This window comes from Muricoccus radiodurans (genome assembly GCF_050154705.1).
Taxonomy (GTDB): Bacteria; Pseudomonadota; Alphaproteobacteria; order Acetobacterales; family Acetobacteraceae; genus Roseomonas; species Roseomonas radiodurans.
Genome location: NZ_CP189561.1, coordinates 1,380,171 through 1,401,443, shown reverse-complemented (window position 1 = coordinate 1,401,443; position 21,273 = coordinate 1,380,171). Strand labels below are relative to the sequence as shown.

General features: G+C 73.5%; 22 protein-coding genes and 1 other RNA gene. 19 read left to right on the top strand and 4 right to left on the bottom strand.

Annotated features, from left to right (window positions below):
* The first annotated feature begins 34 nt into the window (after window positions 1-34).
* The 3 genes from ssrS to ACP6CK_RS06910 all read left to right on the top strand — a co-directional run bounded on the left by ssrS (window position 35) and on the right by ACP6CK_RS06910 (window position 1,601).
* A non-coding RNA gene (gene ssrS / locus ACP6CK_RS06920) (6S RNA) lies at window positions 35-188 on the top strand.
* Window positions 175-786 (top strand): 5-formyltetrahydrofolate cyclo-ligase, encoded by a 612-nt coding sequence (locus ACP6CK_RS06915; RefSeq protein ID WP_426958146.1) that lies wholly within the window; start codon window positions 175-177, stop codon window positions 784-786. The genes ssrS and ACP6CK_RS06915 overlap by 14 nt, the downstream gene beginning before the upstream one ends.
* Window positions 783-1,601: a TIGR00282 family metallophosphoesterase gene (locus ACP6CK_RS06910; protein WP_426958145.1), complete on the top strand. Its 819-nt coding sequence runs from the start codon at window positions 783-785 to the stop codon at window positions 1,599-1,601. The genes ACP6CK_RS06915 and ACP6CK_RS06910 overlap by 4 nt, the downstream gene beginning before the upstream one ends.
* Before the next feature lie 90 nt (window positions 1,602-1,691).
* Here ACP6CK_RS06910 and ACP6CK_RS06905 read toward each other — a convergent pair whose 3' ends face one another.
* The 3 genes from ACP6CK_RS06905 to ACP6CK_RS06895 all read right to left on the bottom strand — a co-directional run bounded on the left by ACP6CK_RS06905 (window position 1,692) and on the right by ACP6CK_RS06895 (window position 3,405).
* A complete protein-coding gene (locus ACP6CK_RS06905; protein WP_426958144.1) occupies window positions 1,692-2,255 on the bottom strand; it encodes a DUF4337 family protein in 564 nt (187 codons plus the stop codon).
* A 93-nt stretch (window positions 2,256-2,348) separates the two neighbouring features.
* Window positions 2,349-2,774 carry an alternative ribosome rescue aminoacyl-tRNA hydrolase ArfB gene (arfB, locus tag ACP6CK_RS06900; protein ID WP_426958143.1) on the bottom strand — a complete coding sequence of 142 codons (426 nt, stop codon included), beginning with the start codon at window positions 2,772-2,774 and terminating at the stop codon, window positions 2,349-2,351.
* A 1-nt stretch (window position 2,775) separates the two neighbouring features.
* Entirely contained in the window at window positions 2,776-3,405 is a 630-nt protein-coding gene (locus ACP6CK_RS06895; RefSeq protein ID WP_426958142.1) for an MSMEG_1061 family FMN-dependent PPOX-type flavoprotein, read from the bottom strand.
* Between the two features lie 187 nt (window positions 3,406-3,592).
* Here ACP6CK_RS06895 and ACP6CK_RS06890 point away from each other — a divergent pair, with 187 nt between their 5' ends.
* The gene (locus ACP6CK_RS06890) at window positions 3,593-4,342 is read left to right on the top strand and encodes a YebC/PmpR family DNA-binding transcriptional regulator (protein WP_426958141.1); all 750 of its coding nucleotides are present in this window, start codon (window positions 3,593-3,595) and stop codon (window positions 4,340-4,342) included.
* An 18-nt stretch (window positions 4,343-4,360) separates the two neighbouring features.
* Here the strand turns inward: ACP6CK_RS06890 and ACP6CK_RS06885 are convergent, their stop codons facing one another.
* Window positions 4,361-5,950 (bottom strand): ABC transporter substrate-binding protein, encoded by a 1,590-nt coding sequence (locus ACP6CK_RS06885; RefSeq protein ID WP_426958140.1) that lies wholly within the window; start codon window positions 5,948-5,950, stop codon window positions 4,361-4,363.
* 131 nt (window positions 5,951-6,081) lie between these two features.
* Between ACP6CK_RS06885 and ruvC the strand changes: the two genes are divergently transcribed.
* The 15 genes from ruvC to ACP6CK_RS06810 all read left to right on the top strand — a co-directional run bounded on the left by ruvC (window position 6,082) and on the right by ACP6CK_RS06810 (window position 21,266).
* Window positions 6,082-6,600 (top strand): crossover junction endodeoxyribonuclease RuvC, encoded by a 519-nt coding sequence (gene ruvC / locus ACP6CK_RS06880; RefSeq protein WP_426958139.1) that lies wholly within the window; start codon window positions 6,082-6,084, stop codon window positions 6,598-6,600.
* Complete coding sequence (ruvA, locus tag ACP6CK_RS06875; protein WP_426958138.1) at window positions 6,597-7,202, top strand: Holliday junction branch migration protein RuvA; 606 nt, start codon at window positions 6,597-6,599, stop codon at window positions 7,200-7,202. The genes ruvC and ruvA overlap by 4 nt, the downstream gene beginning before the upstream one ends.
* Window positions 7,203-7,480: 278 nt before the next feature.
* Window positions 7,481-9,214 carry an N-acetylmuramidase domain-containing protein gene (locus ACP6CK_RS06870; protein WP_426958137.1) on the top strand — a complete coding sequence of 578 codons (1,734 nt, stop codon included), beginning with the start codon at window positions 7,481-7,483 and terminating at the stop codon, window positions 9,212-9,214.
* 57 nt (window positions 9,215-9,271) lie between these two features.
* A complete protein-coding gene (gene ruvB / locus ACP6CK_RS06865) occupies window positions 9,272-10,324 on the top strand; it encodes a Holliday junction branch migration DNA helicase RuvB (RefSeq protein WP_426958136.1) in 1,053 nt (350 codons plus the stop codon).
* A complete protein-coding gene (locus tag ACP6CK_RS06860) occupies window positions 10,321-10,785 on the top strand; it encodes a YbgC/FadM family acyl-CoA thioesterase (protein WP_426958135.1) in 465 nt (154 codons plus the stop codon). The genes ruvB and ACP6CK_RS06860 overlap by 4 nt, the downstream gene beginning before the upstream one ends.
* A gap of 179 nt (window positions 10,786-10,964) precedes the next feature.
* The gene (gene tolQ, locus ACP6CK_RS06855) at window positions 10,965-11,726 is read left to right on the top strand and encodes a protein TolQ (RefSeq protein WP_426958134.1); all 762 of its coding nucleotides are present in this window, start codon (window positions 10,965-10,967) and stop codon (window positions 11,724-11,726) included.
* A 1-nt stretch (window position 11,727) separates the two neighbouring features.
* A complete protein-coding gene (gene tolR, locus ACP6CK_RS06850; RefSeq protein WP_426958133.1) occupies window positions 11,728-12,255 on the top strand; it encodes a protein TolR in 528 nt (175 codons plus the stop codon).
* A gap of 5 nt (window positions 12,256-12,260) precedes the next feature.
* Window positions 12,261-13,454, top strand: coding sequence for a hypothetical protein (locus ACP6CK_RS06845; protein ID WP_426958132.1), 1,194 nt, complete (start codon window positions 12,261-12,263; stop codon window positions 13,452-13,454).
* A 118-nt stretch (window positions 13,455-13,572) separates the two neighbouring features.
* Window positions 13,573-14,910: a Tol-Pal system beta propeller repeat protein TolB gene (gene tolB / locus ACP6CK_RS06840; RefSeq protein ID WP_426958131.1), complete on the top strand. Its 1,338-nt coding sequence runs from the start codon at window positions 13,573-13,575 to the stop codon at window positions 14,908-14,910.
* Window positions 14,911-14,935: 25 nt separating this feature from the next.
* The gene (pal, locus tag ACP6CK_RS06835) at window positions 14,936-15,436 is read left to right on the top strand and encodes a peptidoglycan-associated lipoprotein Pal (protein ID WP_426958130.1); all 501 of its coding nucleotides are present in this window, start codon (window positions 14,936-14,938) and stop codon (window positions 15,434-15,436) included.
* 28 nt (window positions 15,437-15,464) lie between these two features.
* Window positions 15,465-16,403, top strand: coding sequence for a tetratricopeptide repeat protein (locus ACP6CK_RS06830; protein WP_426958129.1), 939 nt, complete (start codon window positions 15,465-15,467; stop codon window positions 16,401-16,403).
* Window positions 16,404-16,441: 38 nt separating this feature from the next.
* Window positions 16,442-17,605, top strand: a complete 1,164-nt coding sequence (gene tilS, locus ACP6CK_RS06825; protein ID WP_426958128.1) for a tRNA lysidine(34) synthetase TilS — start codon at window positions 16,442-16,444, stop codon at window positions 17,603-17,605.
* Window positions 17,606-17,709: 104 nt separating this feature from the next.
* The gene (ftsH, locus tag ACP6CK_RS06820; protein ID WP_426958127.1) at window positions 17,710-19,632 is read left to right on the top strand and encodes an ATP-dependent zinc metalloprotease FtsH; all 1,923 of its coding nucleotides are present in this window, start codon (window positions 17,710-17,712) and stop codon (window positions 19,630-19,632) included.
* An 87-nt stretch (window positions 19,633-19,719) separates the two neighbouring features.
* Window positions 19,720-20,772: a dihydropteroate synthase gene (folP, locus tag ACP6CK_RS06815; RefSeq protein ID WP_426958126.1), complete on the top strand. Its 1,053-nt coding sequence runs from the start codon at window positions 19,720-19,722 to the stop codon at window positions 20,770-20,772.
* A gap of 161 nt (window positions 20,773-20,933) precedes the next feature.
* Complete coding sequence (locus ACP6CK_RS06810; RefSeq protein ID WP_426958125.1) at window positions 20,934-21,266, top strand: hypothetical protein; 333 nt, start codon at window positions 20,934-20,936, stop codon at window positions 21,264-21,266.
* Window positions 21,267-21,273: the final 7 nt, after the last annotated feature.

Genomic DNA, 21,273 nt, shown 5'->3' with positions numbered 1-21,273 from the left:
GGCGCCGGGGGCCCCGACGCCCTAGATAGGTCGGGCGGGGCTGCCTATCGCGCCAGGCACATCATCCCCAGGGCCAATAAGCATCCTCCGGGAGCTGGCTCTGCCCGGGCCCTGGTCCGGGTATCTGGCGCCCACCTGCATTAGCAGGCCTTGGGAGGACGATCGCCAGCGGTCATGGCGGCTCCGCACTTTTCCTCCGATCCCTTCTGCGACGTGCTGCTGCACGAGGCGAAGGCTGCCGCGCGCGGCGTCGCGCTCGCCCGCCGCGCCGCCGCCGCGCGGGATGGCGCGGCCGAGTCGCTGGCCGCCCATGTGCTGCGCCACGCCCCGCCGCCCGCCGGCGCCCGCGTCGCCGGCTTCTGGCCCATGGGCGAGGAGATCGACATCCGCCCCCTGCTGCGCGCCCTGGCCGAGCGCGGTCACCCCCTCTGTCTGCCGCGCACGCCGAAGCGCGGCGCCCCGCTCGCCTTCCACCACTGGACCTTCGGCGACCCGCTCGTCCGCGGTCCCTTCGGCACCTCCCAGCCCGCGCCCGAGGCCCCGCCGGTCACGCCGGACTGGCTGCTCGTCCCCCTCCTCGCCTTCGACCGCACCGGACGCCGCCTGGGCTACGGGGGCGGCTATTATGACCGCACCCTGTCGGCACTGCCCCAGGCCGGCCGGATCGGCGTCGCCTTCGCGTGCCAGGAACTGGACGCCGTCCCCGCCGGCCCGCACGACGCCCCGCTGGACGCGGTGGCGACGGAAGCGGGCGTGATCCGCTTCCCGAAAGCTGCCTCCGCTTGAAGATCCTCTTCCTCGGCGACGTGGTCGGCCGTGCCGGCCGCGACGCCATCGTCGCCCGCCTGCCCGGGTTGCGCCGCGACCTCGCCGCCGACCTCGTCGTCCTGAACGCGGAGAACGCGTCGCACGGCTTCGGCCTGGCCCCCGACATGGCCCGTGCCTTCCTGGAAGCGGGCGCGGACGTGCTGACGCTCGGCAACCACGCCTGGGACCGGAAGGAGATCGTCCCCTACATCGAGGGCGAGCCCCGCCTCATCCGCCCGATGAACTACCCGCCCGGCACCCCGGGCCGCGGCGCGACGGTGGTGGACCTGCCCGGCGGCCGCCGCGCCCTCGTGCTGCAGGTCATGGCGCGGCTCTTCATGGAGCCGCTGGACGACCCCTTCCGTGCCGCGCAGGCCGAGCTCGCCCGCCACACGCTCGGCGCCTCCGGCTCCGTCCAGGCGATCGTCGTGGACATCCACGGGGAGGCCACGAGCGAGAAGCAGGGCTTCGCCCACTCCTTCGACGGCCGCGTCTCGCTGGTCGCCGGCACCCACACCCACGTGCCGACCGCCGACCACCAGGTGCTGGAGGGCGGCACCGCCTTCATCAGCGATGCCGGCATGTGCGGGGACTACGACAGCGTCATCGGCATGCAGAAGGGCGGCGCGTCCATCCGCTTCTGGCGCAAGGTCCCGTCCGAGCGCCTCGCCCCGGCCGAAGGGGAAGCCACGATCTGCGGCGTGCTGGTGCAAACCGACGACGCGACCGGTCTCGCCACCGCGATCGCGCCGGTCCGGGTGGGCGGCCGACTGTCCCAGGCTCTCCCAAGCTGAGGCGCGGGCACGCTCCTCCGATCGCAGGGTCCGGGGGGCACGCCTGCCCCCCGGTGGAGGGGCCGGGAGGTGAAGTCTCCCGGATGCAGGTCAGAGGTGGATCAGTTCCGGCGCGAAAAAGCCCAGCCCGCTCAGCGCCAGCCCGATGACGCCGAGGAGCGCCCCGCCCACCGCCAGCAGCGGCACGCCCGTCACGATCGAGGCCGAGGCGACGACGATCGCCACCTGGAAGGCCGCCGAGCCGTACTCGTACATGTGGTAGGCCGACATCTTCCGGTCCCGCACCGCCTCGGCCGCGCGCGCCCGGGCGGACAGCTCCCGCCGTCCCTCGCCGGTGGCGGGCTCGCTCTCCCAGCGGTCGGCCGTCGAGCGCCAGGCGGCGATCTGCCGCTCCGTGGCGGCCCGGCGCGCCTCGTCCGCCCCGGCCATGCCGAGCGCCGCCTCTTCCGCCGCGGTGCGGACGTTCGTCTGGCGGATGGTGCGGGCCTGGAAGAAGGCCCAGAGGTTCGCCGCCTCGATATTGCGGTTCAGCGCCTCGGTCTGCGCGCTCTTCGCGCCGGTCTCGGCGAGCGCCAGGAACAGCGCGAGCACCGCGATCAGCAGCGCGACCCCCTTGTTCCCACCATGCCCGTCCACATGCCCGTGCCCAGCCATCCGATCATCCCCCGATGAAGCGGCGGGGTGGATGCCATTACCTCGCGTTCATGTGAAGGCCTCTCCGGCCGTCGCGGCGTGGCCTTGGGGCGCCTAGTCGTCCCGGACCCGGCCGCGCCGCTGCTTGATCCCGGACCGGACGCTCTTCGCCTCCAGCCGCCGCTCCTTGCTCGCCCTCGTGGGACGCGTCGGGCGGCGCACCACGGGTGCCACGAGCGCCTCCCGCAGAAGACCGGCCAGCCGCTCCCGCGCCGCCTCCCGGTTCCGCTCCTGCGTCCGGTGCTCCCGGGACACCAGCAGCAGCACGCCCTCCGACGTCATCCGCCGCCCGGCGAGCCGCCGCAGCCGCCCGAGCACCGCCTCGCTCAGCCCCGGCACGCGCGCCGGATCGAAGCGGAGCTGCACCGCGGTCGCGACCTTGTTCACGTTCTGCCCGCCGGGGCCGGAGGCGGCGACGAAGCTCTCCTCCAGCGCCTCCTCCGGGACGGTCAGGCGATGGCTGACCCGAAGATCCGGCACGTCAGTAGAGGTTGGCGGCGCAGGCCGGCGCGACCTCGTTGTCGTAGCCGTCCCGGTCGATCTTCCCGTCCGTGTGGGCGTGGATCAGCTCGCCACCGGTCGGCACGCCCGCCGGCTTCTCCTGGCCCTTCCAGACCTCGGCCCGCAGCAGGGCCCGCGGGCACTGCATGAAGACCTCCGTCACCGAGACCAGCATCACCGTCGCCGGCAGGGCCCGGCCCATGGCCAGCCTCTCCCGCAGCACCGGGTCCGTGGTGATCTGCGCCAGACCGTGGACCCGGAGCGTCTCGTTCATGCCGGGCACGAGGAAGAGCAGCGCCACCCGCGGGTCATCCAGCACGTCCCGCAGCGCGTCCAGCCGATTGTTCCCCCGCCGGTCCGGCAGCGCCAGCGTGCGCTCGTCCAGGAGGGCCACGAAACCCGGCGCATCCCCGCGCGGCGTGCAATGGACCCCTCGCGCCCCGACCGTCGAGAGGGTGAAGAAGGGGGAGGCGGCGATGAACGCCGCGCTCTTCGCGTCGATCCGGTCGGTGGACTTCGTCATCACCCGCTCCGACGGCGTCGGGTAGAGGGCGGCCAGCGCCTCAAGCGAGGTGACGGCATAGGGATCGGGGGCGTGGTTGGCGTCCATGGACCGCACCCTATTCCGCCGGTGCACCGCAACAGAAGCGGGAAAAGCGCCCCGGTTGGCGCTTCGGGGGTGCCACCGCTATAAGCGCCCCCCATCCGCCGCCGCGCGGGCCGGTCCTGCCCCTGGGAGGGGAGGGGGCGGGTCCCGGTAGGCGGCCCCAGCCCTTTGATCCGGGATCAGGACGCCGATGGCCGGCCACAGCCACGCCAAGAACATCGCCCACCGCAAGGCCGCGCAGAGCGCGAAGCGCTCCCAGGCCTGGGGCAAGCTCATCCGGGAGGTCACGGTCGCCGCCAAGACCGGCATGCCGGACCCGGCCCACAATCCCCGCCTGCGCGCCGCCGTGAAGGCCGCCCTGGTCGCCAACATGCCGCGCGACACGGTGGAGCGCGCGATCAAGCGCGTCGCCCAGGGGGCCGACACCGACAATTACGACGAGGTCCGCTACGAGGGCTACGCGCCCGGCGGCGTCGCCGTGATCGTCGAGGCGCTGACCGACAACCGCAACCGCACCGCGTCCGACCTCCGTTCCATCTTCTCGAAGAACGGCGGCGCGCTCGGCGAGTCGAACTCGGTCTCCTTCCAGTTCGCGCGGGAGGGCGTGGTCCGCTATCCCATGACGGCCGGCGACGCCGACACCGTGCTGGAGGCCGCGATCGAGGCCGGCGCGAGCGACGTCGAGAGCGACGAGGACGGCCACGCCATCCGCACCGCCATCGAGGACCTCTTCACCGTCCGCGACGCGCTGGAGGCGAAGCTCGGCCCGGCCGAGAGCGCGAAGCTGGAGTGGCGCCCCAACGCCTCTGTCCCCGTAGACGGCGACACGGCCCGCACCGTGCTGAAGCTGGTCGAGGCCCTGGACGATCACGACGACGTCCAGGAGGTCTATGCGAATTACGACATGCCCGACGAGGTGATGGAGGGCGCGGCGGCTTAGCCGCCGCAGCCCCGAAGATCAGCGCTTCTCCACGCCCCAGAACACGGGGATGGTGGTGGGCCGGATGCCCTCCACATTCGTGCGGAAGGCTGCCGGAGTGCGGAACTGCCCGGCATTGATGTAGGGCAGCACTTCCAGCGCCCGCGCCTGCACCTGGTCGAGGATCGCGCGCCGCCGCGCCACGTCCGGCTCCTCCCACCAGGACCGGCGCAGCGCTTCCAACTGCTGGTCGCAGGGCCAGCCCGGCAACCCGCCCTCGCACGGCGCCGCGAGGTAGAGGTTCGTGAGCGGGTTCTGCGCGTCGAGCACATTCGCGACCGTGACGAACATGTCCCAGCCATTGGCCGAGGGAGGCTCGCGCCGCGCGCGGCGCTGCGTCACCGTCGCCCAGTCCATGGACGGCGTGTCCACGTTCATCCCGATCCGCCGCAGCGCGTCGGCCATGACCAGCGTGACGGCGTTGTTGATCGTGCTGTCCGTCGCATTCAGGAAGACGACACGGCGCCCGTCATAGCCGGACTCCCGCAGCAGCGCCCGCGCCCGCTCGGGGTCGGGCCGCTCCAGCCCCTCGCTTCCGGCACGGCTCTCCAGCGGCGTTCCGCAAAGGAAGTAGGCGGCGCAGAACGCCACCCGGTCCTCCTCCCGCACGCCCGCGGCGGCCAGGTTATCCGGCTGGCTGATCGCCCGCAGCACCGCCTGCCTTGCGCGCGGGTCGTTGAAGGGCGGGTGCAGGTGGTTGATCCGCAGCCACACCACCGACCCCGCCGTGTTGATCGGCATCAGCCGGATGTTCCGGTCGCGCGCGAGGCGCGGCAGCATGTCGCCCGCCGGCTGCTCCCAGAAGTCGATCTCCCCGGTCGAGAGCGCCGCCGCCGCCGTCGCCGGATCGGGCAGGGAGAGCCATTCCAGCCGCTCGATCCGCACGACCTTGCCGCCCGCCAGCCCGTCCGGCGCCTCGCTCCGGGGACGGTAGTTCGGATTGCGCCGGTACACCGCCCGATTTCCCGGCTGCCACGCCGCCCGGTCGAAGATGAAGGGCCCGCTGCCCGTCGCCTCCGTGATCTGCGTCGTCGCGGGGGTGGAGGCGATTCGCTCCGGCATCACGAAGAGTGCGCTCGCCGTCGGGCGCGCGAGCGCCTCCGCCACCAGGGCGAAGGGCCGGTTCAGCCGGATCTCGAAGGTCTTGTCATCGACCACCTCCATGGCGCCGGTGGCGGCGGCGAGGGCGCGCCCCACCACGTCCCGCTCCGCCCAGCGCCGGATGGACTGCACCGCGTCCGCCGCCCGCACCGGCGTCCCGTCATGGAAGGCCAGCCCCTCCCGCAGCGTGAAGCGGTGCACCGTCCCGTCCGCCGAGGTCTCGTGCCGCTCCACCATCTGCGGCCGCGCATTCCCCTGCGAGTCGAGGGCCATGAGCTGGTCGTAGACCATGAACCCGTGGTTCCGGACGAAAGCGGCCGTGGACACCACGGGGTCGAGGCTGGCGAGATCATTCACCAGCACGACCCGCAGCGTGTCCCGCGGCGCCGGCTGTGCGGCAGCCGGCCCCGCCAGCAGCGCACCCAGACAGGCGATCGCCGCGCCCCACCGGTTGCGTGAAGCCCTCATCGCCAGTCCTCCATCCCCTGCGGGAACCCTGCCGCGCCGGCCCGCCGCCATGCAAGCCGCGCCATGCAAGCGGCGTGCGTGTCCTCCGTGCCCTATCCGTTCCCGCCCCCGCCGCGCTAAGCCTCTCGCCCATGTCCCCGGGCCCCGTCCTCCTCCTCGGCCTTGATCCCGGGCTCCAGCACACGGGCTGGGGCCTGATCGAGAGCCACGGTTCCCGGCTGCGCCACGTCGCGGACGGCGTCGTCAGCACGGAGGCCGACCTGCCCCTCGCCGAGCGCCTCTGCCAGATCCACCGCGCCCTGACGGAACTGCTCGAACGCCACCGGCCGCATGAGGCGGCCGTGGAGCACACCTACGTCAACAAGAACCCCGGGGCCGCGCTGAAGCTTGGCCAGGCCCGCGGGGTGGTGCTGCTGGCGCCGGCCCTGCTCGGCCTCGTCGTCGCGGAATACCAGGCGATGGAGGTGAAGCGCGCCGTCGTCGGCACGGGGCACGCGGACAAGGTGCAGGTGCAGGACATGGTTCGCCGCCTCCTCCCCGGCGCCGTCATCCGCCGCGCCGACGCCGCCGACGCGCTGGCCGTGGCGATCTGCCACGCCCACCACCGCGCCACGCACCGCGCCCTTGCCAAGGGCTACGTGCCGGCATGATCGGCAAGCTCACCGGCCGCCTGGATTCCGTGCACGAGGGCGGCTGTATCCTCGACGTGAACGGCGTCGGCTATCTCGTCTCCGCCTCCTCCCGCGCTGTCGCCGCTCTGCCCCAGGGCGCCCCCGGCACCCTCTGGATCGAGACCGTGGTGCGGGAGGACGCGATCACCCTCTACGGCTTCGCCGACGCGGCGGAGCGCGACTGGTTCCGCCTGCTCACCGGCATCCAGGGCGTCGGCCCGAAGGTCGCGCTCGGCCTGCTCTCCGCGCTGTCGCCGGGAGACCTCGCCGCCGCCATCGTGTCGGGCGACCGCGGCAGCCTCACCCGGGCGGCCGGCGTCGGCCCGAAGCTCGCCGTGCGCCTCCTCTCCGAATTGCGGGACAAGGTCGGCGGAATGCCCGTCGGCGACACGACCGTCGCCATCCCCGCCGCCCCCACGCCGAAGGGCGCCGCCGCCGACGCCGTCTCCGCCCTGCTGAACCTCGGCTGGAAGCGCCCGGAGGCCGCGTCCGTGGTGGCCAAGGTTCAGGACCGGCTGGGGGAAGGGGCCGACCTTTCGACGCTGATCCGGGAGAGCCTCAAGGAGATGGCGCCGCGATGAGCCGCCTCGCGCTCGCCGTTCTCGGTGCTGACGCGGCAGGGACCGGCGGCCGCATTTCGCATCGCATCGGCGCCTGACGCCCGTCGGGCGGAGAGCGCGTCAACCACGCCGGGCCTGCTGATCGGCTCTCGTCCGCCGGCCCGCTCTCCGGCTCGGTACGCCGCCCGTCGCGGAGCGCGGTTTGCACCGGGCGGAACGACCTAGGCGCGAGAAGCCGGCTTCTTGTTGCAACTCCGGAGCGAAACTGTTTCCCTTTTCGCAGCGAAAGGGGAACGGCCATGGGCGCGCTGATTCCGCTGGCCCTCTCACTCGTGCCGGAGATCGCCCGATGGCTTGGCGGCGCGCGGGCCGGCACCGTTGCGACGCAGGTGACGGACGTCGTCCGCAGCGTCACGGGAACCGACAACCCGGAGGCAGCCCGGGCCGTGCTGGCCGACCCGACGAAGGCCGCGGAGCTGCGCGTTCAGCTCGCGCGGATCGCCGCCGAGCAGGAGGCCGCGCAACGCCAGGCTGAGCTGGAGATGTTTCGCGCACAGCTCTCGGATGTCGCCAACGCGCGCGCGCAGACGACCAGCCTGGCGCAAGCGGGTAGCAGCATCGCGTGGGCACCGACGCTCGTCTCCGGGATCATCACCGTCGGATTTTTCTTCTGCGTGGTGCTGCTTTTCCGCCTCGACCGCCAGCTCGACGACATGCAGGCAGCCCTGATCAACACCCTCTTTGGGGCGCTGGTCATCGCATTCGGGCAGGTCTGCAACTACTGGCTGGGATCGTCGGCCGGCAGCAAGCGCAGCGGCGATGCGTTCCGGGACCTCGCCAACACGACGCTGGCACGGGCGGCGGCCCCTCCGCCGCCCGCGCCGCCGCAGCCCGCCGCCGCCCCGGCCGTTGCCATCGCCTCGACGGACCCGGTGACGATCAACCAGCCCGTAAGGCCGGCCGGCAATGCGGCCGCGGGCGGCAGCGTCATCGTGACCGGACCCTCGACGGCCGTCGCGAGCCCGTCCGGGCCGGATGCGACGGCTGACACCCTGAATGAGGCCTCTCTCCAGCAGGCCCGTGCTAACCGGCCCGGCGTCAGCGTGGTGGTTGCACCGCCGCCCACCACGCCGCAGGCGGAGCCGTCCGCCGCGGTCGCTGCCCCCGCACCCGCCGCGCCTCCTTCAGCGGCTGCGCCGGCCGCAGCGCCAGCTCCCGCCGCGCGACCGAAGGCGGCGAGGCTGACGCCGGAGGACATCGAGCGAACGGCCCAGAGCATCGGGCTTGAGCCCGCGCTGGTGAAGGCCGTGCTGACCTTGGAAACGGGCCGCAGCGGCGGCTTTCTGAGCGACGGCAGCGGCCGGCCCCGGATCCTGTTCGAGGCGCACCTGTTCCACCAGGCCACCGGCGGCCGCTTCACCGCCTCGCACCCCTCGATCTCCTCCCCCGTCTGGAACCGTGCCCTGTACAAGCTCGGAGCCGCAGAATACGCGCGGCTCGACCTCGCCAGCGCGCTGGACCGTCGGGCGGCGCTGTCGAGTGCGTCTTGGGGATTGTTGCAGATCCTGGGCTCGAATCACCGCAATTGCGGCTTTCCCGACGTCGAGTCCTTCGTGACCGCGATGCACGAGAGCGAGGCGCGGCACCTGGAAGCCTTCGCATCCTTCATCACGAAAGAGGGCATGACCCCGCTGCTTCGGGCGAAGGATTGGGCGGGTTTCGCCCGCCGCTACAACGGGCCGGGCTTTGCCGCGAACGCCTATGACGTGAAGCTCGCGGCGGCCTATGCCGCGGCTTCGGGCGCGCCGGAGCCGGATTCCCCGATCAAGGGCATGCTCCGCATCGGCTCGCACGGCGAGAAGGTGAAAGCGGTCCAGCAGGCGCTCGCGGGGCTCGGCCTTCTGGCCGTGGCGGATGGCGAGTTCGGGCAGGCCACGCAGATCGCGGTGCAGCAGTTCCAGGCGATGAAGGGGCTGGATCCGGACGGGGTGGTCGGGCCGCTCACCCTGGCGGCGCTCGGCCTGCCGGACTGACCGGGGCGCGCCGGCTGCGAGGGCGACGCCCGCCGCCGTTCACCCTATATTCCGCCGATGCCACCCATCGAACCGCTGGCCCGCCTTGCCTCCGGCACCCGCCAGGAGGAGGACGCGGCCGAGGCCACGCTGCGCCCGCAGACCCTGGACGACTTCACGGGCCAGGAGGCGCTGCGCCAGAACCTCTCCGTCTTCATCCAGGCCACCCGCGCCCGGGGGGACGCGCTGGACCACGTGCTGTTGTTCGGGCCGCCCGGCCTCGGCAAGACGACCCTCGCCCAGATCGTGGCACGCGAGCTCGGTGTCGGCTTCCGCGCGACCTCCGGCCCGGTGCTGCAAAGGGCCGGCGACCTCGCGGCCATTCTGACGAACCTCCAACCGCGTGACGTGCTCTTCGTGGACGAGATCCACCGTCTCCAGCCGGCCATCGAGGAGACCCTCTATCCGGCGATGGAGGATTTCCAGCTCGACCTCATCATCGGCGAGGGCCCGGCGGCCCGGACCGTCCGGATCGACCTGCCACCCTTCACCCTCGTGGGCGCCACGACGCGCGCCGGCCTGCTGGCCACGCCACTGCGCGACCGCTTCGGCATCCCGCTGCGCCTGCAATTCTATACGCCGGAGGAGCTGCAGCGGATCGTCGCCCGGGGCGCCGAGAAGCTCGGCTTCGTGCTGACCCCGGACGGCGCGCGGGAGATCGCGACCCGCGCCCGCGGCACCCCCCGCATCGCCGGCCGCCTGCTCCGCCGCATCCGCGACTTCGCCGCCGTCGCCGGAAAGCCCGCAGACCGGGCCCTGGCCGATGCCGCCCTGAAGCGCCTGGAGGTGGACAGCCTCGGCCTTGATGCCATGGACCGCCGCTACCTCCGCCGCCTGGCCGACCACCACGGCGGCGGCCCGGTGGGCGTGGAGACGCTGGCTGCCGCCCTTGCCGAGAGCCGCGACACGCTGGAGGAGGTGATCGAGCCCTATCTCATCCAGGAGGGCCTGATCCTCCGCACCCAGCGCGGCCGCGTCCTGGGTATGCCCGGCTGGAAGCATCTCGGCATGACCCCACCCAGAAACGCCCTCGCCGGCCAGCCGGACCTGCTGGACGACCCCCTGGCGTGACCGCCCCGATCGACCTCGTGCCCAGGCCCCATGCCGGGGGCGTTCATCGCTATCCCCTCCGCATCTACTTCGAGGACACCGACGCCGGCGGGGTGGCCTATCACGCCAATTACCTGCGTTGGGCGGAACGGGCGCGAACAGAGTCCTTGCGCGACATGGGTTTACCCCACAATCTTATGATGGAGCGTCACCATTCGTTGCTTGTCGTCCGAAGGCTGGAGGTGGCCTACATCCGCCCGGCTCGGCTGGACGACCTCGTCACGGTGGAAAGCCGCATCGTTAAGGCGGGTGCCGCCTCCCTGGAGGTGGCACAGGACGTCGTGGCTGCGGACGGCGCGGTCCTGGCGCGTCTGAAGGTGGGGCTGGTCTGCGTGTCCGCGGACACGCTCCGCCCGGTGCCGCTGCCGGAGCCCTGGCGCTCCGCCCTGCGGCCGGTGCCGGAGGATGGGACAGGACACTGACCCGGCGGGAACGCCGGGCAGGCATGAGGGTCCCGGGGTGACATCCGGGGCCGGGGAAGGGTAGGGGGCCTCGGGCGGGGGAGGTCCGTGGCTGCCCTCTTTTGGGCTTGGTGATCGGCCAGGCTCTTTCGGCGCGGGGGGACCACGACCCGGCGCATGGGGAACGAAGGAGACCGCCCGTGGGTGGTGTGACCGCACAGAACCTGGCCGCGGCCGGGCACGACCTCTCGCTCTGGGGCCTGTTCCTGCAGGCGGACTGGGTGGTGAAGGCCGTGATGCTTGGCCTGCTGCTCGCCAGCGTCTGGGTCTGGGCGATCGTGTTCCAGAAGGTCGCGGCCGTGCGCCGCGTGAACCGGGCCGCCGACGCCTTCGAGGACCGCTTCTGGTCCGGCGGCAACCTGGAGGACCTTCATCGCACGGAGGGCGAGCGCCCCACCCATCCCATGGCCGCTGTCTTCGGTGCCGGGATGCGGGAATGGCAGCGCAGCGCCGACATGGGCGCGGCCGGCGCCCGGGCGCTGACGAACATGCGGGAGCGCGCGGAGCGCGCCATGGGCGTCACCGCCACGCGGGAGATGGAAGGCCTGGAGCGCTGGATGACCTTCCTCGCCTCGGTCGGCTCGGTCGGTCCCTTCGTCGGCCTCTTTGGCACGGTCTGGGGCATCATGAACTCCTTCTCGGCCATCGCGGGGATGCAGAACACGAATCTCGCCGTCGTCGCGCCCGGCATCGCGGAGGCGCTCTTCGCGACCGCCATCGGCCTCGTCGCCGCCATCCCGGCCGTGCTCGCCTACAACAAGATCAACACCGATCTCTCCCGCTACGCCGCGCGCCTGGAGGCGTTCGCGACCGAGTTTGGCGCCATCCTGTCCCGCCAGGCGGACGAGGCCCCGCCCGCCGCTCCCCCGGCCCCCTCCGCGCGCGAGCCGGAGCGGGTCTGACATGGCCGTCTCCCTCAACCGCGGTGGCGGGAGCGGCCGCGGCCGCTACCGCCCGATGGCCGAGATCAATGTCACGCCCCTCGTGGACGTGATGCTCGTGCTGCTCATCATCTTCATGGTCGCGGCGCCGCTCATGACGGTCGGCGTGCCCGTGGACCTGCCCCGCACCCAGGCCGCGGCCCTGAACCAGGAGCAGGAGCCGCTGACCATCAGCGTGAACCCGGAAGGCAAGATCTACCTCCAGGAGACCGAGGTCCCGATCGAGAACCTCGTCGCCCAGCTTCAGGCCATCCTGCAGAACCAGCCCGCCGGCCAGCCGGAGCGCCGGATCTTCGTGCGCGGCGACCGCAGCATCAACTACGGCCGCGTGATGGAGGTGATGGGCACCATCTCCTCCGCCGGCTTCTCCCGCGTGGCGCTGCTGGCCGAGCAGCCGGCCGGACGTCCCGCGACCCCGCCCGCGCGCGGCGCCGCCGGCCGCCCCCAGGCGTCCAACGCGGCCCCGGCGGCGCGCCCGCCGGCGAGGTAAGTCCCGTGGCGGCCCGCACCGACCCCTCTGGCCGCCGTGACCTGCGGCCCGGCAGCCTGCGCCCCTGGGCGCTGGCCTCGCTGGGCGTGCACGCGCTTGTCTTCCTCGCGCTGCTGTTCCAGATGCCCGGCCGCGAGCTGCCGGAGCCGCTGGAGGCCGTGCCGGTCGAGATCGTCACGGCCGCGGCGCCGCAACTCGCCCAGGCCCCGCAGCCGCTGCCCACGCCGGCGCCGCCGGCGCCCACGCCCACACCGCCGACGCCGAACCCCACCCCGCCGCCGCCGGAGCCGCCGCGCAACGCGCCGCCCGAGCCCTTGCCGCCGCCTCCGCCGCCCGCGCCCGCCGCGCCGCCCCCGCCGGCGCCGCCCAGCCCGACGCCGCCGCAGCCGACCCCGCCCACCCCGCCGAGCCCGGCCCCGCAGCCGCCCGCGCCGCAGGCCCAGGCCGCGCCGCCGCAGCCCGCCCCGCCGCTGCCGCTGCCGCCGCCTCCCGCGCCGCCCGCACCCGACGCGATCCGCCAGGCCGCGCCCGCGCCGCCCACTCCCACGCCGCCGGCCCCGACCCCGCCCCGCCAGCAGGCCGCGACGCCGCCCCCGCCGACGCCCACACCGCCCCGCCAGCAGGCCGCGGCCCCGCCGCCCCCGCCCGCGCCGCCGCGCCCCAACCCGGTTCCGGACCAACGCCCCGTGCCGCCGGCCCAGCAGGCGACGAATCAGCCCGGCACCGGCCGCACCCCGCCGCCCCCGCGGCCCTCGCCGGAGCACAGCGACAGCGTCCAGAGCACGCTCGAACGCCTGCGCGCCCAGCAGGCGCAGAACCAGCCGCCCCGAGGCCGCCCCAATCCCGTGGCAGGATCGCCCGCGGCCGGCGGCGGCGCCCCGACCGGCACGGCCACGCTGACACAGGGCGAGATCCGCGGCATCGCCGAGCGCATCAGCGACTGCTGGTCCGTGGACCGTGGCACGCCTGGGATCGAGGGGATCACGGTGACGCTGCGCGTAGAGGTGGACGGGAGCGGCGTGATCCGGCGTGCCTTCGCCGCCGGCGCGGAGCCGAGTGACCCGCGCGCCCGCGCCGTGTACGAGGCGGCGCGCCGCGCCCTGCTCGATGCCCGCTGCGCCTCGCTTCCGATCTCGCGCGACAAGATCGCGGCGGTGAACGCCTCCACCTTCCGTTTCAACCCGCGCGGGCTGATGTGATGCACCGCACACATCGGCGTGACCTGCCCGGCTGTTGCGCATGGTTGCACCCCGCCGGGTTGCGCCACCCGCCCGCTTCGGGTTTCTCCCCCACCCTCAACTCCTGGGGCTCGACGACATGACCCTGCCGACGAACCGCCGTGGCCTGATCCTGGGCGGGGCCGCGCTGCTCACCGTGCCTGCGCTCGCCCGCGCCCAGGCGCCCGCGCCCTCGGGCGGCGCCGTGATCGACATCACCCGCGCGCGCACCGACCCGATCCCGATCGCGATCCCCGCGATGGCCGGCGGCGGCCGCGGCACGGACATCGCCCGCGTCATCACCGCCAACCTGCGCAACTCCGGCCTGTTCCGCCCGATCGAGAACGCCGCCTTCATCCAGAGCGCCGAGGCGGCCGCCGCGACTCCGCGCTTCCAGGACTGGCGGGTGATCGGCGCCAACGCCCTCGTCACGGGACGCGTGCTCGACCAGGGCGGCAACCTGCGCGTGGAGTTCCGCCTGTGGGACGTGCTGCCGGAGCAGCAGCTCCAGGGCACCGCCTTCACCGCCGCCGCCGCCAACTGGCGCCAGATCGCGCACCAGATCTCGGACGTGATCTACGAGCGCCTGCTCGGCGAGCGCGGCTATTTCGACACCCGCATCGTCTATGTCGCGGAGAGCGGCCCGCGCGACCGCCGCACGCGGCGCCTCGCGATCATGGACCAGGACGGCGAGAACAACCGCTTCCTGACGGACGGCTCCTTCCAGGTGCTGTCGCCGCGCTTCCACCCGAACGCGCGCCAGATCGTCTTCATGTCCTACAACCAGAACAACCCGCGGGTCTTCCTCTTCGACCTGAACTCGGGCCGGCAGGAGGTGCTGGGCAACTTCCCCGGCATGACGCTCTCGCCCCGCTTCTCGCCGGATGGCCGCACCGTCGTGCTCTCCTACGCGCGCGGCTCGGACGCGAACATCTTTGCGGTCGATGTCGGCTCGCGCGGCCAGCGCCAGCTCACCTCCGGCGGTGGCCTGGACGTCTCGCCCTGCTACTCGCCGGACGGATCGCAGATCGTCTTCAACTCCGACCGCGGCGGCGACCAGCAGCTCTACGTCATGGACGCGGGCGGGGGCGGCGCGCGGCGCATCTCCTTCGGCCGCGGCCGCTACGCGACGCCGGTCTGGTCGCCGCGCGGCGACCTCATCGCCTTCACCCGCATCTCCGGCGGCCAGTTCGGCATCGGCGTGATGCGCCCGGACGGCTCCGGCGAGCGCATCCTGTCCGAGGGCTGGCAGATGGAGGGCCCGACCTTCGCCCCGAACGGCCGGGTTCTTGCCTTCTACCGGGAGAGCCGCGCCGGCGCGCGCGGCGCCGGCTACTCCGCCCGCCTCGCGCAGATCGACGTCGCCGGCTTCAACGAGCGCCAGATGCTCACCCCCACCGACGCCACCGACCCCTCCTGGTCCCCGCTCCTCGCCTGACCCCCTCCATCCGAAGGAAGAAGACATGAACGCGAAGCTCCTTGGTGCCCTGGGCGCCGTCGCCCTCCTGGCCGCCGCCTGCTCCAGCGACGAGACGGCGAATGCCGGCGCGACCGGCGCGGGCGCGGGGGCCGGCGGCCTCGGCGCCGCCGGCGCCGGCAACGTCCGCCCGGGCAGCCAGGAGGACCTGGTCGCGAACGTGGGCGACCGCGTCTTCTTCGACACCGACAGCAGCCAGGTCCGCGGTGACGGCCGCGACACGCTCCAGCGCCAGGCCGCCTGGCTCCAGCGCTACCCGCAGGTGACCGTGTACATGGAAGGCCACGCCGACGAGCGCGGCACCCGCGAGTACAACCTCGCCCTCGGCCAGCGCCGCGCCAACGCGGCGCGCGACCTGCTCGTGGCGGGCGGCGTGTCCGGCCAGCGCGTCCAGACCATCTCCTACGGCAAGGACCGCCCCGCGGCCCTCGGCTCGGATGATAGCGCCTGGGCGCAGAACCGCCGCGCCGTCACCACGGTCCGCTGAACAGGCGGCGCGCCGGATGAGGGCCACCATGCTTCGACCTTCGGCGCGCCCCCTGGCGCGCGTCTCCGCCACCCTGCTGGCGGCCGCGCTCCTCGCGCTGCCCGCCACCCGCGCCCAGGCCCAGGCCGAGAGCCGGGAGGGCATCTACCTCCAGAACCAGATCCTCCAGCTCCGGCAGGAGATGTACGAGGCGCTGCGGCGTGGCGGCGGCGCCGCGCCGCAACTCCCCCCGCCCGGCCGCGGCGGCTATCAGGGCGGCGGCGCCGAGCTCATCCCGCAGCTCCTGGAGCGCATCGGCGCGCTGGAGGAGGAGGTCCGCCGCCAGCGCGGCCTCGCCGAGCAGGCCGAGTTCCGCAACCGCCGCCTGCAGGAGGACGTCGAGAAGCTTCGCGGCGACCTCGATTACCGCTTCTCTCAGCTCGAGCAGCGCGGGGGAGGGGCCCCGTCCGGCCCGCCGCCGGGTCCCGGACCCTCCGGGGGGCGACGCGAGGGCGGGCAGCAGCAGGGCACGCTGACCCCGCCGGACATTTCCTCGCCCGCCATCCCCGCGCCCCCGCCCGGCACGCCGTCCCAGCCCGCCCCCCGCACGCCGGAGGTCGCGCTGCGCGAGGGCCAGGCCGCCCTCGGCCGCGGCGACCACGCGGCGGCGGAGACGGCGGCGCGGGAGGTCCTGGCCGCCCGCAGCACCCCGCGCGCGCAGGACGCCGGCATCCTCCTGGGCGACGCCCTGATGGGGAAGCGCGACTTCCAGAACGCCGCGATCGCCTATGACGACGCCTATCGCCGCAACCGGAGCGCCGCGCGCGCGCCGGTCGCACTGGTCGGCCTCGCCAACGCCTTCGCCGGTTTCGGGGCGCGGCGGGAGGCTTGCGACACGCTTCAGACCCTGAACAGCGAGTTCCCGCGCCTGCCCGCGAACATCGCCGAGCGCGTCGGCGCCGCCCGCGCCCGCGCCGGCTGCCGCTGACGCACTCGCCCCTCTCCGGGGCGGAATTCGCGGCGGCCATGGCGCCGCTCGGTCCCTTCCCGCCGGCCCCCAGGCTGGCGGCGGGGGTCTCGGGCGGCCCGCACAGCCTCGCCGTCGCGCTTCTCGCCCGGGACTGGGTGGCGGCGCGCGGCGGCACCCTGGTTGCCCTGATCGCGGACCACGGGCTTCGCACGGGTAGCGACGCCGAGGCCCACGACGTAGCCGCCCGTCTCACGGCCCTCTCGATCCCTGCGCGCATTCTTCCGCTCGGCCTTTCGCCGGGACCCGCGCTGCACGAACGCGCCCGCGCCGCCCGCCTGTCCGCCCTGCTGGCCGCCGCCGCGGCGGAGGGCGCCCCCTGGCTGCTCCTGGGCCACCACCGCGCCGATCAGGCCGAGACGGTCGCCTTCCGAGCCCTCCGCGGCTCCGGCCCCTCCGGTCTGGCCGCCATGGCCCCAGCGCGCCCGGCGCCGGAGGCCCTCATCCTCCGCCCGTTGCTCGACATCCCGCCCGCCCGCCTCGAAGCCCTGGTCGCGGGGCTGCACCCCGTCCGCGATCCGTCCAACGACGATCCGCGCTTTGCCCGCGCGCGCCTTCGCCGCGCCCTGGATGACCCCGAGGGCACCGCGCCATCCACGGCGGCCCTGGCGGACGCCGCGGCGGCCTTCGCCGTCCGCCGCGACCGGCTGCGAACTGCCGTCGCTGACCGTCTCGCGGCCTGCTCGACCTTCCACCCGGAAGGCTGGGCCCGCCTCGACCGCGCCGCCCTCGGGGAGGACGACACGGCAGCGGTGGCCCTCGCCGCCATCCTCCGCAGCATCTCCGGTGCCGCCCACCCGCCGCCCCGGGCCGCCGTGGCCGCCCTGTTGCGCCGGGGTGGCGGCACCCTGGCGGGCGTGCTCTGGCGCGACACCCTCCTGTGCCGCGAACCCGCCGCCTGCGCACCATCGGTTCCCGCACGGCCCGGTGTTGTCTGGGATGGTCGCTGGCGGGTCCTCTCGGCCCCGGCGGGTGCGCTGATCGGCGCCCTCGAATCGGGCTCGTCGATTCCGCTCGCCTTCCGCCAGCTGCCCGCGGCCGTGCTCGCCACCCTCCCGGCTCTCCGCCGGGACGGGCTCCTGCTGGCGGTCCCACCGCTGGACTGGCCCGAGCCCGGCCTCGCCCGGCTGGCCTTCCACCCCGATTCGGGTGCGCCGGCGTGACAAATGACGACGGCGTCATGCCAGTGGTTCCTTAACCCCACCGGCCTCCCTATCTTGTTCCCTGAACCGGGCGGGGACCCGGCCCCCTCCAGTGGGATCGTGAAGTGAACAATTTCGGCCGCAACCTCGCGCTCTGGGTGATCGTCGCCCTGCTGCTCGTGGCGCTGTTCAACCTGTTCCAGCCCTCCAGCGGCGCCTCTTCGCGCGGGACCCAGGTCGCCTACTCCGACTTCGTGAACGAGGTGCAGGCCGGCCACGTCCGCGACGTGACCATCCAGGGCCGCATCGTCCAGGGCCAGCTGAATGACGGCCGGACCTTCCAGACCTACACCCCGGAAGACCCGCAGCTCGTCCAGCGCCTGACGGAGAAGGGCGTCCGCGTCGTCGCCCGCCCGGAGGAGTCGGACGTCAACCCGCTCTTCCAGATCCTGCTCTCCTGGTTCCCGATGCTGCTGCTGATCGGCGTCTGGGTCTTCTTCATGCGCCAGATGCAGGGCGGCGGTGGCCGCGCCATGGGGTTCGGCAAGTCCAAGGCGAAGCTCCTGACCGAGAAGCAGGGCCGCGTCACCTTCGACGACGTCGCCGGCATCGAGGAGGCGAAGGGCGAGCTGGAGGAGATCGTGGAGTTCCTCCGCGACCCGCAGAAGTACCAGCGCCTCGGCGGCAAGATCCCGAAGGGCGTTCTGCTGGTCGGCCCGCCCGGCACCGGCAAGACGCTGCTTGCCCGCTCCGTCGCCGGTGAGGCGAACGTGCCCTTCTTCACCATCTCCGGCTCCGACTTCGTGGAGATGTTCGTCGGCGTCGGCGCCAGCCGCGTGCGGGACATGTTCGAGCAGGGCAAGAAGAACGCCCCCTGCATCATCTTCATCGACGAGATCGACGCGGTGGGCCGCCATCGCGGCGCCGGCCTCGGCGGCGGCAACGACGAGCGCGAGCAGACCCTCAACCAGATGCTCGTGGAGATGGACGGCTTCGAGTCCAACGAGGGCGTCATCCTCATCGCCGCCACCAACCGTCCGGACGTGCTGGACCCCGCCCTGCTGCGCCCCGGCCGCTTCGACCGGCAGGTCGTGGTCCCGAACCCCGACGTGAACGGCCGCGAGAAGATCCTGCGCGTCCACATGCGGAAAGTCCCCCTGGCCTCCGACGTGGACCCGAAGACCATCGCCCGCGGCACCCCCGGCTTCTCCGGCGCCGACCTCGCGAACCTCGTGAACGAGGCCGCGCTGCTGGCCGCCCGCACCGGCCGCCGCACCGTCGGCATGCACGAGTTCGAGCAGGCGAAGGACAAGGTGCTGATGGGCACCGAGCGCCGGTCGCTCGTCATGTCCGAGGCCGAGAAGCGCATGACCGCCTATCACGAGGGCGGCCACGCCCTGGTGGCCATGAGCGAGGAGGAGTGCGACCCCGTCCACAAGGCCACCATCATCCCGCGCGGCCGCGCGCTGGGCTTGGTGATGTCCCTGCCGGAGGGCGACCGCTACTCCATGCACCGCTCCAAGCTGAAGGCGCAGCTCGCCATGGCCATGGGCGGTCGCGTCGCGGAGGAGCTGATCTTCGGACCGGACAAGGTCTCCAATGGCGCGTCCGGCGACATCAAGCAGGCGACCGACACCGCCCGCCGGATGGTCATGGAATGGGGCATGTCCGACAAGCTCGGCATGATCGCCTATGGTGCGAATAACGAGGAGGTCTTCCTGGGACATTCCGTGACCCAGACGAAGAACATCTCCGAGGAGACGGCGCGCGCGATCGATGGCGAGATCCGGTCCATCATCGACGCCGCCTATGCTCGCGCGAAGGCGACGCTGACCGACCGCATCGAGGATCTGCACATCATCGCCAAGGGCTTGCTGGAGTACGAGACCCTCTCGGGCGACGAGATCCGCACCCTCCTGCGCGGGGACCCGATCGTCCGCGCCCGTCCTGACGAGCCGGTGAACCAGGGGCGCGGAAGCGTCCCCACCTCCGGCCGCCCGAACCCGCGCCCGGACACGGGCATGGCGCCGGCGCCCTCGGGGGCCTGACGTCCTCCATCTGGCGCCGGCCTCACGGACCGGCTTGAATGCAACGGGGGCCTGACGGCCCCCGTTCTGCGTCCGGGAGGGGCATGGATGGCGCGCTGGGTCGAGCCCATGGGCCTGCTGCACGGCCGCGGCGCCTTCGCCGCCGTCCGCGCCAGCGCCGCGCTGCCCCTGGATGGTGGCAACGCCGCCTTCTCCCTCGTCCGACTGATCGAGAACGGCGAGACCCTCGGCATCATCCCCGCCGTGGAGACGCCGGAAGATTGGCAGGAAGCCGTTCTTGCCCTGACGCAGCCGCCCGCCCCCTTCGCCGGCCTGCCGGAGCCCGCGACCCTCGGCCGCCCCCTCGTGATGGGCGTGCTGAACGTCACCCCCGACAGCTTCTCCGATGGCGGCCGCCACCTCGACCCCCGTGCCGCCCTCGTGGCCGCCCACGCCATGCTGGAGGCCGGCGCCGACATGCTCGACATCGGGGGCGAGAGCACCCGCCCCGGCGCCCAGCCCGTGGATCCGCAGACCGAGATCGCCCGCATCCTTCCCGCGATCCGCGAGCTCTCTAAAGATGCCCCTGTCAGCGTCGACACGCGCCACGCCGCCACCATGCGCGCCGCGCTGGACGCCGGGGCCGAGGTGGTGAACGACGTTACCGCCCTCCGCCACGACCCCGAGGCCCTCTCCGTCGTCGCGGAGGCCGGCTGCCCCGTCATCCTCATGCACATGCCCGGCACCGATCCGCGCACGATGCAGGCCGGTGCCGACTACGCGGACGTGGCGCTGGAGGCCACCGAGTTCCTCGCCGCCCGCATCGCCGCCTGCGAGGCCGCCGGGATCCCCCGCCACCGGGTCGCGGTGGACCCCGGCATCGGCTTCGGCAAGACCATGGAGCACAACCTCGACCTGCTGGACCGCCTACCCCTGCTCCTCGGCCTGGGCTGCCCGGTGGTCGTCGGCGCCTCCCGCAAGCGCTTCATCGGAACCCTCTCCGGCACCCCGGAACCTTCGGACCGCCTGGCCGGCAGCCTCGGAGTCGCGGTCGCGGCCGCTGCCCGCGGCGCTACGATGCTCCGCGTACACGACGTGGCGGAGACGGTTGCCGCCCTCCGCCTCTGGCGGGCGGCGGCCAGCGGCGCCCCTCCGGGCTGAACCGGCGACTGCGCGACTCGGCACAATGCGTGTCCTGCGCGCCGGTTGCTCGCCAAAAAGAACAAATTTCGCCGCGCGGGCTTGTATCTCCCGCCCGGAACCGGGCGAAGTCCGCACTGGAACAGCCGCGCCGTGCGGCTGCCGACAGGAAGGCCCGGTCCATGAGCCAGCTTCGCAACCTTCTCCCCGCCGCCGCGATGGTGGCATCCCTCGGCCTCCTGGCCGCCTGCGCCGACACGACTCCGGCCCCGGCCTCCGCGCCGCCGCCCCCGGGCAGCAACGTCCAGGGTGAGATGGGCGGCGCCCCGGCCACCCGCGGCGGCGTGCCCGTCGGCGCCACCGGCACCACCGCGCCTGCCGGCAGCAATCAGCAGGGCGAGATGGGCGGCGCCCCGGCCACCCGCGGCGGCGCCCCGCTCGGCCGCACGGGCCGCCAGGCCCGCCCCGGCAGCAACGTGCAGGGCGAGATGGGCGGCGCTCCCGCCACCCGCTGAGGGCCCC

Excerpts from the sequence above, each read along its gene's own strand:
- ACP6CK_RS06890 (WP_426958141.1), top strand. The coding sequence starts at position 3,593 with ATGGCCGGCCACAGCCACGCCAAGAACATCGCCCACCGCAAGGCCGCG.
- ACP6CK_RS06915 (WP_426958146.1), top strand. The coding sequence starts at position 175 with ATGGCGGCTCCGCACTTTTCCTCCGATCCCTTCTGCGACGTGCTGCTG.
- pal (WP_426958130.1), top strand. The coding sequence starts at position 14,936 with ATGAACGCGAAGCTCCTTGGTGCCCTGGGCGCCGTCGCCCTCCTGGCC.
- tolR (WP_426958133.1), top strand. The coding sequence starts at position 11,728 with ATGGCCGTCTCCCTCAACCGCGGTGGCGGGAGCGGCCGCGGCCGCTAC.
- ACP6CK_RS06885 (WP_426958140.1), bottom strand. The coding sequence starts at position 5,950 with ATGAGGGCTTCACGCAACCGGTGGGGCGCGGCGATCGCCTGTCTGGGT.
- ACP6CK_RS06870 (WP_426958137.1), top strand. The coding sequence starts at position 7,481 with ATGGGCGCGCTGATTCCGCTGGCCCTCTCACTCGTGCCGGAGATCGCC.
- tilS (WP_426958128.1), top strand. The coding sequence starts at position 16,442 with ATGGCGCCGCTCGGTCCCTTCCCGCCGGCCCCCAGGCTGGCGGCGGGG.
- ruvC (WP_426958139.1), top strand. The coding sequence starts at position 6,082 with ATGTCCCCGGGCCCCGTCCTCCTCCTCGGCCTTGATCCCGGGCTCCAG.
- ruvB (WP_426958136.1), top strand. The coding sequence starts at position 9,272 with ATGCCACCCATCGAACCGCTGGCCCGCCTTGCCTCCGGCACCCGCCAG.
- ACP6CK_RS06905 (WP_426958144.1), bottom strand. The coding sequence starts at position 2,255 with ATGGCTGGGCACGGGCATGTGGACGGGCATGGTGGGAACAAGGGGGTC.
- ACP6CK_RS06895 (WP_426958142.1), bottom strand. The coding sequence starts at position 3,405 with ATGGACGCCAACCACGCCCCCGATCCCTATGCCGTCACCTCGCTTGAG.
- ACP6CK_RS06830 (WP_426958129.1), top strand. The coding sequence starts at position 15,465 with ATGCTTCGACCTTCGGCGCGCCCCCTGGCGCGCGTCTCCGCCACCCTG.
- ruvA (WP_426958138.1), top strand. The coding sequence starts at position 6,597 with ATGATCGGCAAGCTCACCGGCCGCCTGGATTCCGTGCACGAGGGCGGC.
- ACP6CK_RS06810 (WP_426958125.1), top strand. The coding sequence starts at position 20,934 with ATGAGCCAGCTTCGCAACCTTCTCCCCGCCGCCGCGATGGTGGCATCC.
- folP (WP_426958126.1), top strand. The coding sequence starts at position 19,720 with ATGGCGCGCTGGGTCGAGCCCATGGGCCTGCTGCACGGCCGCGGCGCC.
- tolB (WP_426958131.1), top strand. The coding sequence starts at position 13,573 with ATGACCCTGCCGACGAACCGCCGTGGCCTGATCCTGGGCGGGGCCGCG.